This is a genomic window from Bacillus tianshenii, from assembly GCA_020524525.2.
In the GTDB taxonomy this organism is placed as follows: Bacteria; Bacillota; Bacilli; order Bacillales; family Bacillaceae_N; genus Bacillus_AV.
The window spans coordinates 1983113-1997965 of the sequence record CP129018.1 but is presented as its reverse complement, the minus strand read 5'-3'; the positions used below and the strand labels follow the sequence as shown (position 1 = coordinate 1997965).

Sequence of the window (14853 nt, the reverse complement as noted above, 5' to 3'; positions counted from 1 at the left end):
TAACTAATTCTCCCAGCTCTAGGGTTGGGAGATTAAATGGAGGGACAGCATGAGTTTTGATTTTTCGCTTGTTACACAATATATACCTTTTCTTTTAAAAGCATCATTGCTAACAATAGAAATTTCTGCATTAGCCATATTATTTTCCATTGTTATCGGCATGTTCTCAGCAATGATGAAAATTTCAAAGTATAAAGGGCTTCAAATGATCTCTGATGCCTATATCTCATTTATAAGAGGAGTACCACTTCTAGTACAACTTTATTTAGTTTACTATGCACTTCCGCAATTAGGGTTGAAATTAGATGCTTTCACGGCATCAGTTATTGGTTTGGGTTTTTATGGTGGATCGTATGTATCAGAAATATTTCGTGGAAGTATTGAGTCTATTCCGTTTGGTCAAATGGAAGCAGCACGTTCTCTCGGTATGAGTCCACTAATGGCAATGCGAAAAGTTATCTTACCGCAAGCTATGCGAGTTAGCTTACCACCACTAGGTAATCAATTTATCATTACATTAAAAAACTCTTCATTATGTTCGGTTATTACTGCAAATGAATTAATGCATAGTACTGCTAGGTTTGCTAGTGTGAACTTTGCATTCTTAGAATTTTTTATTGTTACATCTTTAATTTATTTCGTGATGACATATTCACTTTCCAAGCTTGTAAAATATACAGAGAAAAAATTATCAGTTGGTCAAAGGAGGAGTGCAGCTTGAGGCAGATAGGACAACCGTTAGTGAGAATAAATAACTTGAATAAGAAATTTGGAGACCTAGAAGTTTTGAGCGATGTCTCCTTGGAAGTTAATAAAGGTGAAGTAGTTGTTATCATCGGGTCGAGTGGTTCGGGAAAAAGCACCCTTTTACGTTGTATAAATCATTTGGAAAATCCAAATGGAGGAGAAATATTTTTAAATGACACTCAAATAAATTCTAAAAAAACAGATTTAAATCAGGTTCGTCAAAATATTGGAATGGTGTTTCAGCAGTTTAATTTATTTCCTCATATGTCTGTTATAAATAACCTTACAACAGCACCTGTATTTGTAGCAAAAAGAGATAAAGAAGAAGTAAAGGAATTTGCAATGCAATTATTGGATAAGGTTGGAATGGTAGAGAAGGCTAATGAATATCCACAAATGCTTTCGGGTGGGCAACAACAACGTGTTGCAATTGCTAGAGCTCTTGCGATGAAACCTCAGGTGATGCTTTTTGATGAACCCACTTCTGCCTTAGATCCAGAGTTAGTTTCAGAGGTTCTTAGTGTCATGAAAGAGCTGGCAAGAGAGGGCATGACAATGATTTGTGTGACACATGAAATGGGGTTTGCAAGAGAGGTTGCAGACCGTATTTGCTTTATGGAAGAAGGAAAAATAGCTGTAGAAGGACACCCTAAAGAAATCTTTCGCCAAACGGATAACCCGAGACTTCGTTCATTTTTGAAAGCAGTAGAATAAAGTTTAGTTTTTAAACACTCTCTTTTTTTGATTATAAAAACAAGGGAGTGTCTTTTTATACCAAATCACTCTTTTATACACAATGTATAAAAGAACGGCTTTTATTTTAGTCGTGCGTCGAATAGTAAATTGCTGCTTTTTACAATAAGATGAAACAAAATTCATATAATTCTGTAAGTAAAGCAGTTTTAGCCTAGGAGGTGTCATTGTGCATCATACACATTTAATAAAGCCTGTAATTGACAAAAATTATCCAGTAGCTGCATATGGAAAAGGAATTTACATTTATGATAACACTGGAAAAGCATATATAGACGGGTCATCTGGTGCTGTTACGGCAAGTATCGGTCATGCGGTGCCGGAAATGATTGCAGCCGTTGCGGAGCAGACGAAAAAAATATCATTCGTCTATCGGTCGCAGTTTACTTCAGAAGCGGCAGAGCTGTTAGCTGCCCGGTTAAGTCATTTAGCTCCGGGAAACGACAAGTATTGGTCTTTTTTTGTGAACAGCGGTTCTGAAGCAACTGAAACAGCAATGAAAATAGCGATTCAGCATTGGCAAGAAAAAGGGTTATACAAAAAGCATAAAATCATTTCACGCTGGAATAGCTATCACGGCATTACAATTGGTGCGTTATCAATGTCAGGACATACGGAACGGAGGGAGCGTTTTATACCTTTGCTTGAGGATTACCCAGCTGTTTCAGCACCAAATTGCTATCGGTGTCCGTTTCAGCAAACCTATCCGAGCTGTCAGTTGACTTGTGCTGACGAACTTGACCGGGCTATTCGACGAGTTGGTGCCGAGCATGTTGCAGCATTTATTGCCGAGCCGATTGTTGGAGCAGCAGGTGCGGCCATTGTTCCGCCACCTGGGTATTATGAGCGGATAAAAGAAATTTGTGAGTTTCATAATGTGCTGTTTATTGCAGATGAAGTGATGACTGGTCTTGGCCGTACTGGAAAGATGTTCGGTATGGATCATTGGGATGCAGAGGCGGATATCATTACACTTGGAAAAGGAATGAGTGCAGGCTATACGCCAATGGCAGCTACTCTAGTGAAAGAGCATGTGATGGAGCCGATTTTAAATGGCTCAAAGTCGGTTATGAGCGGTCATACTTATAGTGCAAATCCGCAGTCAGCAGCTGTTTCACTTGCAGTACTTGACTATATTGAAAAGCACGATTTAGTAACGGAATCAGCTGAAAATGGTCAGTATCTATTCCAGAAGCTAGAAGCTCTCGTATCACGGCACGAAATGATTGGTCATGTTCGCGGGAAAGGCCTCCTCATCGGGGTTGAATTTGTAGCAAATAAGTTTACGAAAGAGCCATTTACAAAAGGGTTAGGTGTAACTTCACGTATTGTACAGCGTGCACAAGATAACGGTCTTCTCGTTTATCCATCCTCAGCTGGGCTTGAAGGGAAATTAGGAGATGCTGTCATCATTTCACCACCTTTAACAATTAATCGTGCTGAAATTGACCAGCTTGTGGAAATTTTTGATAGAACCGTTAGTGAAGTAGCGGAAGAGATAAGAAGCTTAGGTGCATTTGACACTGTTATTTAACGGAGGTGAACGTATGATTGTAGAAAAGAAAGTAGATAAAATTACTACATTAGAAGAAGCACTGGAACAAATTAATGACGGCTGCACATTGATGTTTGGAGGCTTTGGTGGGGTTGGAAATCCCCCTCTTCTTATAAAAGGAATGCTTGATAAAGGTGTTAAAAATGTCACGTTAATTGGTAATGATGCGGCTTTTCCTGAGATTGGGATTGGCAGATTTGTAAGTCAGGGGAGAGCGAAGAAATTAATTGCTTCCCATATTGGCTCTAATCCGATTGCTGGCAAATTGATGACAGAAGGAAAGATGGAAGTTGAATTTTCTCCACAAGGTATCTTAGTAGAAAGAATTCGTGCCGGTGGAGCAGGACTTGGCGGAATCCTTTCAGACATTGGAGTCGGCACGATGATTGAAGAAGGAAAGCAGAAAGTAACAGTTAATGATAAAGAGTATTTAGTAGAAACTCCATTAACAGCAGATGTTTCAATTGTCTATGCCAAGAAGGCAGACCCATACGGGAATTTAGTTTTTGATAAAAGTGCTCGAAACACTAATCCACTAGTAGCGATGGCAGGTACTATTACGATTGCAGAAGTGGAAGAGATCGTCCCACTCGGTGAGCTTGACCCAGAGTGTATCGTTACGCCGGGCATTTATGTTGATATGGTGATTCAAAGCAAGGGGGTGGACTGGAAATGGGCATGGGAGTAGACGTACGCAATGCGATTGCAAGACGTGCTGCGGAAGAAATTACGCAAGGGATGGTCGTTAATCTTGGTATCGGAATTCCATCACTCGTATCGAACTTTCTTCCAGACGATATGAAGGTCATGTTTCACGCAGAAAACGGCATTCTTGGAATGGGAGAGGCACCAAAGAAAGGAACAGAAGACCCTGCACTCTGTAATGCTGCAGGGTGGCCTGTTTCAATTAATAACGGTGCTTCCTATTTTGATAGTAGTGAAGCGTTTGCGATGATTCGTCGCGGTCACTTAGATATTACGATTCTTGGCGCACTTGAAGTCAGTGAAACAGGTGATTTGGCAAACTGGATTGTGCCAGGAAAGCGTGTACCGGGAATAGGCGGAGCAATGGAGCTTGCTCAAAAAGCAAAAAAAGTGATTGTTCTCATGAGCCATGTGAATAAATACGGTGAGCCAAAAATATTAAAAGCATGCAACCTTCCACTTACTTCAGCTAATTGTGTAGACATGATTATAACCGATATGGCGGTCATGGAAATACGTGAACAAGGAATTGTGGTCACAGAGGTTATGGAACCATATACGCCAGAAGATATACAGCAACATACAGAAGCAACTTTAATATTTGAAGAAGAACTGAAGACAATGTCGTAAGGGGGATGTTGGTGTGCAGGAAGTGGTAGTAACAGCGGGAGTCAGAAGTGCAGTAGGTGCTTTCGGAAAGAGCTTAAAGCCTTTATCAGCTGTTGAACTTGGCAGACAAACATTAGAAGGGCTTATGGAACGAGCGACTATAAGTAAGGAAGATGTCAATGAAGTTATCTTTGGGCATGGCTATGTCCATGGTGGTGGATTAAATTCTGCGCGGATTTCTTCTCAATTAGCAGGATTTCCTGTAAGTACTCCAGCTCATATTGTAATCAAAGCGTGTGGTTCTAGTTTGAAGGCGGTTACGGCTGCGGCAATGACCATTGCAACGGGTCAGGAGGAAGTCGTTATTGCAGGCGGAGTTGAAAGCATGAGTAATGTCCCATACCTTGTGAAAAACCGTTGGGGCGGTAAGTTCGGTCATGTGAAAATGGAAGATGCCCTTCTCTCTGATGGACTAATTTGTTCACTTGCAGAAGAGCATATGGGAATGACCGCAGAGCGATTAGCAGAGAAGTACGGGATATCTAGAGAAGAGCAAGATGCTTTTGCATATAACAGCCATAAGAAGGCATTACAAGCAATTAACACAGGTAAATTTAATTCTGAAATTATTCCTTTGCAATACAAGGCAAAAGGCGATGAAAAAGTTTTTCAAACAGATGAAAGTGTACGACAAAATGTTTCGCATGAAGACTTACAAAAACTTCAACCAGTATTTAAAAAGGGTGGCACAATAACAGCAGGAAATGCTTGTCCAATGAATGACGGAGCTGCAGCCCTTTTATTGATGTCTAGAGAACGAGCAGAGAACCAAGGGTTAAAGCCTCTTGTGAAGGTAAAAGCGTTCGCAAGTGCAGGAGTTGAACCGGAAGTGATGGGAATTGGCCCAGTTCCTGCTGTTCAAAAAGCTTTGCAAAAAGCAGGGCTTCAACTTTCGGATATTGGTCTTGTTGAATTAAACGAAGCGTTTGCGGCTCAAGCGATTTCTGTCATTCGTGAATTAGAGTTGAATGAAGAAATCGTTAATGTGAATGGAGGTGCAATTGCCTTAGGCCACCCTGTTGGCGCCACAGGTGCTAAGTTGTCGGTCTCATTAATTCATGAAATGATGCGCAGCAAAACCAAATATGGACTTGTGACAGCCTGTATGGCAGGAGGAATGGGAATAGCCGTTATCTATGAAAATATGACATTCTAACAAGAAAGGAGCGATTCGATGCAAGTGGTCAAATCAGACATTCAGCAATGGCTCCAAGCTAATCGTCAAAGTGGAATTGAGTTGTTGCAGGCATTTGTTCAGGCGGATAGTGTGCAAGGAAATGAAGAAGAAGTGCAACGGCTGGTATTAAAAAAACTTGAACAGCTTGGATTAGAAATTGACACGTGGGAACCTGATGGAGAGAAGCTACAAAAGCATCCTTATTTTGCATCAAACCGAACGGATTTTTCAGGAAGTCCGAATGTCGTTGGTGTAATGAAAGGGAGCGGAGAAGGTCGTTCAATTGTTTTGAATGGGCATATTGATGTCGTGCCAGCAGGTGATTTGGAGCAGTGGGAACATAACCCCTATAGTGGCGAAATCATTGACGGAAAAATGTATGGACGCGGAACGACTGATATGAAGGGTGGAAATGTTGCCTTACTGCTAGCGATAGAAGCGATTCGGGCACTTCGCATTCCGTTAAAAGGGGATGTAATCTTTCACAGTGTAATTGAGGAAGAGAGCGGCGGTACAGGGACGCTTGATGCAGTGCTAAAAGGATATACAGCTGATGCGGCACTCATTCCTGAACCGACGAATATGAAAATTTTTCCGAAGCAACAAGGCTCAATGTGGTTTCGACTTACGGTGAAAGGGCGTTCTGCTCACGGCGGTACCCGTTACGAAGGTGTGAGTGCAATTGAAAAGAGCCTTGTCGTGACTGAACATGTTCGCAGACTCGAAGAAATCCGCAATAAACGTATTACAGACCCTCTTTATGATAATATCCCGATCCCGATTCCAATTAATATTGGTCGAATTGAAGGCGGAGAGTGGCCATCATCGGTTGCGGACTTAGTCAAGATTGAAGGACGTATGGGAATCGCCCCAGAAGAAACAATCGATGAAGCAAAGGCAGAAATGGAACAATGGATTCAGCGCCTTGGTGAAGTGGATGAATGGTTTAAGAATACACCTGTTAAGCTGGAATGGTATGGAGCACGCTGGCTGCCAGGCGCGATTGAAACGGAGCATGAACTAATGGAAATACTAACGGATTCTTATCGTAGTGTTAATAAGGAGGAGCCTGTTATTGAAGCATCTCCATGGGGAACAGATGGTGGGCTGCTTACAAATGTCGGTAATACACCATCGATTGTGTTTGGGCCTGGTGTTACGCAAATGGCTCACTTTCCAAACGAATACATTGAGCTTGATAAAGTATTTCAAGCAGCTGAGATTATTGCACTTACGATTATCAATTGGTGCGGCGTGCAAAAATAAAAGTTTGAATATTTTGAAAGGAGAGGGCATAAATGACCTCAAAAACAAAAACGATTCAAATTAATACTGCAATTCCAGGTCCAAAATCATTGGAGCTGCTAAAGAAACGTCAGCAACATGTCCCGCGTGGCCCGTTTAATACAGTTGCGTCATTCGTAGAGCGTGGGGAAGGAGCAGTGCTGCATGATGTGGACGGGAATACATTTTTAGACTTTGCAGGAGCAATTGGTTCATTAAATGTGGGGCATTGTCCGCCAACTGTTGTAGAAGCTTTGAAAGAGCAGCTTGATCACTATATTCATCCTTGTTTTCATGTGATGATGTATGAACCGTATGTTCAGTTAGCTGAGAAGTTAAATCAAATTACTCCAGGTAAGCATGAAAAGAAAACGTTCTTTCTAAATAGTGGAGCTGAAGCAGTTGAAAACGCCATAAAAATTGCAAGACGATATACAAAGCGTCGCGGAATTATTTCATTTGAACGCGGCTTTCACGGGCGGACGTACATGGCGATGTCGTTAACAAGTAAGGTAAAGCCTTATAAAAACGGTTTCGGCCCATTTGCAACTGATACGTATAAAATGCCATATCCTTATTATTATCGAGCGCCAGAAGGTTATTCATCTGATGATGTCGATCGGGCTATCTTGGATGAGTTTAAAGAATTTTTCCTTCGAGAAGTACCTGCAGAGGATATTGCCGCATTTATTATGGAGCCTGTCCAAGGGGAAGGCGGCTTTATCGGACCATCAAAACAATTTGTGCACGGTGTGAAACGAATTTGTGAGGAGAACGGCATTTTATTTATTGCAGATGAAGTACAAACAGGCTTCGGACGAACAGGGAAAATGTTTGCGATGGAGCATTACGATGTTGTGCCAGACTTAATGACAATGTCAAAATCAATTGCCGCTGGATTGCCAATAAGTGCGGTGACGGGGCGTGCTGAAGTAATGGATGCTCCTGATATCGGTGAAATCGGTGGCACTTATGGCGGGAGTCCGCTTGGATGTGTAGCTGCACTAGAAGTGATTAAGTTAATGGAAGAGGAAAACCTTCCAGCGAGAGCTAATTCGATCGGTCAACAAGTAACGGATCGTTTTAATAAGTTGAAAAAACGGGTAAGTGCAATTGGAGAGGTTCGGACTGTTGGGGCGATGTCAGCAATTGAATTTGTGAAGGATCAGAAGACGAAAGAACCGAATAAAGAATTGACAGCGCAAATCATTCAAGCTGCAAACCAGCGGGGAGTAATCATTATGGGTGCAGGTTTGTATGGAAACGTATTACGCATCTTAAGCCCGCTTGTTATTACAGATGAACAGCTTCAAGAAGGGTTAGATATCTTAGAAGAAGTAACCCTAGAGTTGGCAGCTGATTAAATGACAAAGGATGGTGTCGCATGAGAAAGAAACTTTTTATTAATGGAGAATGGGTGGAAGCACAAGAATATCGTGATTTGAAGTCTCCCTACTCCGAAGAAAAAATTGCTGAAATTCCATATGCAAATGAAGATGAAATTCATTCAGCAGTAGCAGCCGCACACGAGGCGCGCGAAACAATGGCGAAAATGCCTGCACATGAACGGGCGGAAATCTTAGAAAATCTTGTGGCTCTGTTAAAGGAAAACAAGGAAGAGTGCGCAAAAACAATTTCTCTTGAATCAGCTAAGCCGCTTAAAACGGCAAAAGGCGAAGTAGAACGTACGATTATGACCTATAAGTTTGCAGCGGAAGAAGCTCGTCGCCTCTATGGAGAGTCCATTCCGATGGATGCAGCACCAGGCGGAGAAGGGCGTATTGCTTATACAATACGACAGCCTGTTGGCGTTGTAGCGGCGATTACCCCATTTAACTTTCCGATGAACCTTGTTGCTCACAAAGTTGGGCCAGCTATCGCCTCAGGTAACACCGTGGTGTTAAAGCCTGCATCGCAAACACCACTTAGTGCGTATTTCATTGGTGAGTTGTTTGAGAAAGCTGGCCTGCCAAAAGGTGCTCTTAATGTCATTACAGGTAGTGGCAGTAAAGTTGGTGACCAAATTGTAACAGATGAAAGAGTGAAGAAAATTACGTTTACAGGAAGCCCAGAGGTCGGAATTGGCATCCGGAATAAATCAGGCTTGAAAAAAGTCACATTAGAGCTTGGTTCTAATTCGGCAGTGATCGTTGACAAAGATGCAGATATTGATGGAATGATTGATCGAGTCGTAACAGGCTCTTTTGCAAATGCAGGGCAAGTTTGTATTTCAGTTCAGCGGACATATGTTCATGAAGAAATCTTCGATGAATTTGCGAAAAAGTTTGTGGAAAAGACGAAGGGATTGGTACTCGGTGACCCATTAGATGAAAAAACAGACGTCTCGTCGTTAATCGCCCCTGGTGAATTAGACCGAGTTTTGGAATGGATTGAAGATGCCATTCAGAATGGCGCTGAGCTCGCAACTGGCGGTAAAAAAGAAGGAAATATGCTGCAGCCAACGGTTCTTCTGCATGCAGGAGAAGATACGAAGGTTATTTGTGAAGAAATTTTTGGTCCTGTTGTTGTTCTTAATAAAGTCTCCTCAATTGATGAAGCAGTTGAAAAAACAAACAACTCTGATTACGGTCTTCAAGCAGGGATTTTTACGAGAGATATTTCAAAAGCACTTGAAGCTGCAGAAAGAATTGAAGTCGGCGGTGTGATGATTAATGATATTCCAACCTTCCGTGTTGACCACATGCCATATGGTGGCGTGAAAAAGAGCGGCACAGGCCGTGAAGGCATTAAATATGCAATTGAGGAAATGACCGAATTAAAGTTAATTAGTATTAAGAAGTAAGGAAACCATGCATCCCATAGGGGGTGTATGGTTTTTCTGTTTTTTCCTCGTTAGGTTCAATCATACTTTAAATTGAAGTTCTTCACCTTCTGCCAGAAAGAATTCATTGGTAATTGCTTTACTGGTTCAATTGTGTTCAGCCATCGTAAACAATAAAAAGTGCAGGTATTGCATTACACATATGTTACAAATTCATTAAAATTATTAGAAATTTCAGAAATGTGTTTAAGGAGTAGTTCACAAAGCAATAGAACAGTATGGCGCAAAAGCAAGCAACCAACAAAGATTCAGGATGGTGAACCAATTTGAGGTTAGTCGTGTTGATTACTACTTTTGTTTGTTATTTTGCATATGCACAAACTGTTTCAGCTGCAACCAACACAATGAATGTCGACCATATTCGGCAAATGCCAGAACTACCACGTGGCTGTGAAGTGACGTCACTTACGATGTTACTTCGCAGTGCAGGGGTAGAGTATGCAAATAAAATGCAGCTTGCCAAGGAAGTAAAAAAAGTGCCGTTTCGTCAAAACGGATATCGAGGCAACCCTTATAATGGATTTGTAGGCAATATGTATACGTTTAACCAATCAGGATATGGGGTGTACCACGGCCCAATTGCTGATTTAGCAGAGCAGTACCTGCCGAACCAAATCAAAGATTTAACAGGGGGAGCCATCACAGATGTCTACGCGGCAATTGATCGAGGGACACCAGTGTGGGTTATTACCAACACACGGTTCCGCAAGCTCCCTGAAAGTCAATTTTATTACTGGAAAACAAAGGATGGCACCGTGAAAGTAACATATCGTGAGCATTCAGTGCTTGTAACTGGATATGATGATCAATATGTTTATGTGAATGACCCGTTATATCATCAGAGAAACAGAAAGGTAAATCGCGCTAACTTTGAACAAGCATGGGTGCAAATGGGTTCGCAGGCCATTACCTATGTAAAAAGGGAGCCAGTCAACCTCGATGTAAACGGTGATGCAGAGTCATTTAAGGAAATGGCTTATAAATTTGATCAGACGGTGTATGTTCCAGTTCGTGCACTTGCAGAAGAAACCGGAACATCTCTTTCGTATATACCAGAGAAAAAATCAATTATCTTAAAGCAAGAAGATGCCAAAGTTGTTGTCCACCTAGATAATGGACAAGTAAGTGTTAATAATCGTTATATTGATTTAAAAGCGCCAATTGAGTTAATTGATGGAATGACGTCTGTTCCTGTTCGCCTATTTGAAAAACATTTAGGAGCAACAATACAATGGAACGGTACAACAAACACTGTCTTTGTGTACACAAATAAAAAAGGCTAGGGAATTTCCCTAGCCGTTTTGTCTTTTATCGATGCTGTTCATATTGATTGGCTTTAGACATAAGTTGAATTTCTTTATATTCCGCTTCTGTAAATGCTTCTGCTTTTGTTGCTTTTACATTCGCTTGAAGCTGCTCGATACTGCTTGCACCAGGAATAACTGCTCCTACTGCAGGGTGGTGTAATGGATACAGCAGTGCTGTCTCGTTCAATGAACGCTTGTCCGATGTCAAGTTTTGAAGCTGCTGATTTAATGTTAAAAGCTCTTCGTAACTGTATCCCATATAACCATTTTCTTTTACTTTTTCACTAGCCTTTTGCTCGATTTGTTCGGTCAACAAGCCTTTGGCTAGCGGTCCTCGTGCAATAACACTTATGTTATTGTCATTTACAAGATCAAGAACATTTTCTTCAGGGCGTCGATCTAAAATGCTGTACTGCATCATAACCGTTATAATGTTCGCGCGTTTCACATATTCACGTATAACATTTGGCCGGATTGACGAAATGCCGTAGTAGCGAATGTAACCTTCTTGCTTTAACTCTTCAAATGCTTCGATTGTTTCGTCAATCGGGTCTTCAATTGTTCCGCCATGCAATTGATAAAGATCAATATAGTCGGTGCGCAAACGACGTAAGCTTTCTTTTACTTGCTGTTTTATGTACGACTTAGAAGGGTCCCAAAACCAACCTTCCTTGCCATTCTCCCAATGATTACCGACTTTTGTGGCAAGTATTAGCTCATCCCGTTTATGTTGAATCGCTTTTCCGACAAATTCTTCGTTAAGTCCGAAATTGTACACATCAGCTGTATCTAAATAGTTGATCCCTTTGTCTAAAGCAGCATCAATAATCGATGTTGCATGTTTTTCTTCACGGCCAAGCGACATACACCCTAAGCCGATTTCACTGACATATAGGTCAGACTTTCCTAGTTGACGTTTGTTCATGCGGCTTCCTCCTTTTAAAACGATGACTTGTACATATGTACCATACCCTTTGCGCAATTATTGTAACGTGAAAGAGGAAGCTTCACAAAAATTTCACCCTATTGCTTTGTAGGACGTTCTTCGTGCACGCTTTTGGTCCATTGTTCAACCGTTTCGTACGTGTTACAGTATTGTCGAAGCTTTGAACGAATCTCCCAAGCTTTCCCTACCATTGTGATACCATTTGGTTTTACATAAATTTTCATATTTAAAACTCCTTCGCGTAAATTTAGAACACAATCTATACCTAGTTTTGGTTGAATATGGTAGAATTTATGTACACATTTGAAAGAATAGAACAAGGAGATGAACGAGGATGAAGGATTTTACAGAAAAGACGCTATCATCAGAAAAAATCTTCGAGGGTCGCATCATCAACCTCCAAGTCGATGACGTAGAACTTCCAAACGGAAAAACGAGCAAGCGAGAAATTATTAAGCATCCTGGTGCTGTAGCGATTATTGCTGTGACACCAGAAGATAAAATAGTAATGGTTCGTCAATATCGAAAAGCGTTAGAAAAAACGATTGTCGAAATCCCAGCAGGTAAATTAGAAAAAGACGAGGCACCTATTCAAACAGCAGAGCGTGAATTGGAGGAGGAAACAGGCTATAAATGCTGTGCCCTTCAATACATTACATCCTTTTATACATCACCTGGCTTCGCAGATGAACTCGTTCATTTATATTTTACAGACCAACTTGAGAAACTAGAGGAAAGCGCCGGTACAGATGAAGACGAATTTGTCGAAGTGGTCGAAGTTACCATTGATGAGGCGTTTCAATTAATCCGTGAAAAACAAATTTATGATGCAAAAACAGCGTATGCTGTGCAATATATGCAATTAAAACAAGTATTGAAGGGATTATAATTGAAAGAATTCTTCGCAGATCTACATATTCATATCGGCCGTACGAAATCAGGTAAGCCTGTAAAAATCACAGGCTCGAAAGCACTGACCATTGAAAATATTTTATATGATGCAGAACAACAAAAGGGCATGGATATGGTTGGGGTGATTGACTGTCATGTTCCTGAAGTGTTAACCCAATTAGAAGAAATGGTTAATACGGGAGAATTAATAGAAGAAGCAGAAGGTGGACTTCGCTATGGCAGTTTAACGTTAATTCTTGGCACGGAAATCGAAATCAATGATGTGTCCACTCAGGGACCTCTCCATGTCCTTTGTTATATGCCTAATTTAGATACGATGCATGCTTTCTCAACATGGTACGGGAAGCGTGTAAAAAACCTTCACCTTAGCACACAACGTATTTATGAAAGGCCGAAAGTGCTTCAGGAGAAGGTACGCGAGCTTGGCGGACTATTTATCCCGGCTCATGTGTTCACTCCTTTTAAAAGCTTGTACGGAAGCGGTGTGAACAAATCGTTATCAGAGGTTTTTGAACCAAAATTAATTGATGCAATTGAACTTGGCCTTAGCTCAAATACGCAAATGGCTGACAGCTTAACTGAGCTGCATCGTTATACGTTTGTATCGAACTCAGATGCTCATTCCACTGCTAAAATTGGGAGAGAGTATCAACTGTTACGTATGGAAAAAGCTACATTTCATGAATTAAAAATGGCTCTTCATAATGAAAGGGAAAGAGCTGTCGTGAAAAATTTTGGGCTGGACCCTAGGCTTGGAAAATATCATCAAACAGCTTGTGAAAATTGTGGCACACCTGCTCAACGGGATGATGCTTGTCATAATTGTGGACATCATCGGTTCGTAAAAGGAGTTAGCAACCGCATTGCAGAACTTGCCCAACATACGAAAAATCCAAGTCCACGCCCGCCATACATTCACCAAGTCCCTCTTGAATTTATTCCTAAGCTCGGCCCGAAAACATTACAAAAATTACGTAAGCATTTTGGTACGGAAATGAATGTGCTACATCGCACGACATATGAAGAATTAAAAAAGGTTGTATCTGAAAATATTGCAAAGCAAATAGTCCGCGCACGAGAAGGTCGTTTAGCCTTTCAAGCAGGAGGCGCAGGACGTTATGGAAAAGTCAGTTCCGACTCATAGAGAACTGGCTTTTTTGTTGTTTTAAGGCGTGTCCACTTTTCTTGTCATAGTTTTGCTGGAATCTCATAGACTAGATTCAAAGAGTAGGATTTGATAGGGTTGAGTGAGGAGGAAAGTGGTTTGAGACAATCGGTTAAGAGAACCTTAATGATGTACGTGCGTGAGCAGTCCTCGATTTATTTGTTTACAACGATCCTTTTTTTAATGGGGATTATTTTTGGGGCGATTGTCGTTAATAGTTTAAGCGTTGCACAGAAGGAAGATTTGTATCTTTATTTATCGCGTTTTTTTGGACAGCTTTCAGATGATGTGATTGCAGATCCAGATTTAATGTTTCGGCAAAGTTTTATTCATTATTTAAAATATATAGGTTCAATTTGGGTGCTTGGATTATCGATTATTGGACTGCCAGTTATTTTGGTTTTGTTATTTATTAAAGGCTTGGTAACAGGGTTTACAGTGGGCTTTTTAGTAAACCAACTTGGAGTGACAGGGTTTTTGCTGTCGATGGTTTCGGTATTGCCGCAAAATATGATATTGATTCCTGTCTTTATTATTACCTCATCAGCGGCCGTGCACTTTTCCTTAAAAATGATTCGACAGCAATTTCTTGCTAGGACACATGAGCCGATTCTTCCTCATCTAACAAGGTATACCTTTCTCGTTGTTGGAGCCTTTATTATTATTGCTGGTGTTTCGGCTTTTGAAGCATATGCCTCTCCTGCCATGATGAAAACAGTCATTAAAATGATTTACACACCGTGATGATTTACGGTGTTTTTGTTTGTGCCCTTTTCTCAATTAGACCATTT

At 41.0% G+C, this 14853-nt stretch carries 15 protein-coding genes; 13 read left to right on the top strand and 2 right to left on the bottom strand.

Annotated features, from left to right (window positions below; all coding sequences use genetic code 11):
* Positions 1-49: 49 nt before the first annotated feature.
* From LC040_10125 to LC040_10080, 10 genes are all read left to right on the top strand, one after another.
* Positions 50-721, top strand: coding sequence for an amino acid ABC transporter permease (locus LC040_10125; GenBank protein ID WLR49669.1), 672 nt, complete (start codon positions 50-52; stop codon positions 719-721).
* Positions 718-1461: an amino acid ABC transporter ATP-binding protein gene (locus LC040_10120; protein WLR49668.1), complete on the top strand. Its 744-nt coding sequence runs from the start codon at positions 718-720 to the stop codon at positions 1459-1461. Before LC040_10125 ends, LC040_10120 begins: the two co-directional genes overlap by 4 nt.
* A gap of 208 nt (positions 1462-1669) precedes the next feature.
* A complete protein-coding gene (locus LC040_10115; GenBank protein ID WLR49667.1) occupies positions 1670-3034 on the top strand; it encodes an aspartate aminotransferase family protein in 1365 nt (454 codons plus the stop codon).
* Between the two features lie 13 nt (positions 3035-3047).
* Entirely contained in the window at positions 3048-3743 is a 696-nt protein-coding gene (locus LC040_10110; protein WLR49666.1) for a CoA transferase subunit A, read from the top strand.
* Positions 3728-4390: a 3-oxoacid CoA-transferase subunit B gene (locus tag LC040_10105; protein ID WLR49665.1), complete on the top strand. Its 663-nt coding sequence runs from the start codon at positions 3728-3730 to the stop codon at positions 4388-4390. Before LC040_10110 ends, LC040_10105 begins: the two co-directional genes overlap by 16 nt.
* Positions 4391-4403: 13 nt before the next feature.
* Entirely contained in the window at positions 4404-5585 is a 1182-nt protein-coding gene (locus tag LC040_10100) for a thiolase family protein (protein WLR49664.1), read from the top strand.
* Positions 5586-5603: 18 nt separating this feature from the next.
* Complete coding sequence (locus LC040_10095; protein WLR49663.1) at positions 5604-6872, top strand: peptidase; 1269 nt, start codon at positions 5604-5606, stop codon at positions 6870-6872.
* A gap of 32 nt (positions 6873-6904) precedes the next feature.
* Positions 6905-8254 carry a 4-aminobutyrate--2-oxoglutarate transaminase gene (gabT, locus tag LC040_10090; GenBank protein WLR49662.1) on the top strand — a complete coding sequence of 450 codons (1350 nt, stop codon included), beginning with the start codon at positions 6905-6907 and terminating at the stop codon, positions 8252-8254.
* Between the two features lie 20 nt (positions 8255-8274).
* Positions 8275-9693: an aldehyde dehydrogenase family protein gene (locus tag LC040_10085; protein WLR49661.1), complete on the top strand. Its 1419-nt coding sequence runs from the start codon at positions 8275-8277 to the stop codon at positions 9691-9693.
* 305 nt (positions 9694-9998) lie between these two features.
* Positions 9999-11015 (top strand): C39 family peptidase, encoded by a 1017-nt coding sequence (locus LC040_10080; protein ID WLR49660.1) that lies wholly within the window; start codon positions 9999-10001, stop codon positions 11013-11015.
* Positions 11016-11040: 25 nt separating this feature from the next.
* Here LC040_10080 and LC040_10075 read toward each other — a convergent pair whose 3' ends face one another.
* Together LC040_10075 and mciZ are read right to left on the bottom strand one after the other, a co-directional pair.
* Positions 11041-11964 carry an aldo/keto reductase gene (locus LC040_10075; GenBank protein ID WLR49659.1) on the bottom strand — a complete coding sequence of 308 codons (924 nt, stop codon included), beginning with the start codon at positions 11962-11964 and terminating at the stop codon, positions 11041-11043.
* A 98-nt stretch (positions 11965-12062) separates the two neighbouring features.
* Entirely contained in the window at positions 12063-12209 is a 147-nt protein-coding gene (gene mciZ, locus LC040_10070; protein ID WLR49658.1) for a Z-ring formation inhibitor MciZ, read from the bottom strand.
* Positions 12210-12319: 110 nt separating this feature from the next.
* Between mciZ and LC040_10065 the strand changes: the two genes are divergently transcribed.
* The 3 genes from LC040_10065 (at position 12320) to spoIIM (ending at position 14806) form a co-directional block, all read left to right on the top strand.
* Positions 12320-12874 (top strand): NUDIX hydrolase, encoded by a 555-nt coding sequence (locus LC040_10065; GenBank protein ID WLR49657.1) that lies wholly within the window; start codon positions 12320-12322, stop codon positions 12872-12874.
* Entirely contained in the window at positions 12875-14041 is a 1167-nt protein-coding gene (locus tag LC040_10060; GenBank protein WLR49656.1) for an endonuclease Q family protein, read from the top strand.
* 147 nt (positions 14042-14188) lie between these two features.
* Positions 14189-14806: a stage II sporulation protein M gene (gene spoIIM / locus LC040_10055; protein ID WLR53255.1), complete on the top strand. Its 618-nt coding sequence runs from the start codon at positions 14189-14191 to the stop codon at positions 14804-14806.
* Positions 14807-14853: the final 47 nt, after the last annotated feature.

Bases quoted from the DNA above. Each gene is read 5' to 3' on its own strand.
- LC040_10125 (WLR49669.1), top strand. From the start codon at position 50: ATGAGTTTTGATTTTTCGCTTGTTACACAATATATACCTTTTCTTTTA.
- LC040_10110 (WLR49666.1), top strand. From the start codon at position 3,048: ATGATTGTAGAAAAGAAAGTAGATAAAATTACTACATTAGAAGAAGCA.
- LC040_10105 (WLR49665.1), top strand. From the start codon at position 3,728: ATGGGCATGGGAGTAGACGTACGCAATGCGATTGCAAGACGTGCTGCG.
- LC040_10095 (WLR49663.1), top strand. From the start codon at position 5,604: ATGCAAGTGGTCAAATCAGACATTCAGCAATGGCTCCAAGCTAATCGT.
- gabT (WLR49662.1), top strand. From the start codon at position 6,905: ATGACCTCAAAAACAAAAACGATTCAAATTAATACTGCAATTCCAGGT.
- LC040_10085 (WLR49661.1), top strand. From the start codon at position 8,275: ATGAGAAAGAAACTTTTTATTAATGGAGAATGGGTGGAAGCACAAGAA.
- LC040_10075 (WLR49659.1), bottom strand. From the start codon at position 11,964: ATGAACAAACGTCAACTAGGAAAGTCTGACCTATATGTCAGTGAAATC.
- mciZ (WLR49658.1), bottom strand. From the start codon at position 12,209: ATGAAAATTTATGTAAAACCAAATGGTATCACAATGGTAGGGAAAGCT.
- LC040_10065 (WLR49657.1), top strand. From the start codon at position 12,320: ATGAAGGATTTTACAGAAAAGACGCTATCATCAGAAAAAATCTTCGAG.
- spoIIM (WLR53255.1), top strand. From the start codon at position 14,189: ATGATGTACGTGCGTGAGCAGTCCTCGATTTATTTGTTTACAACGATC.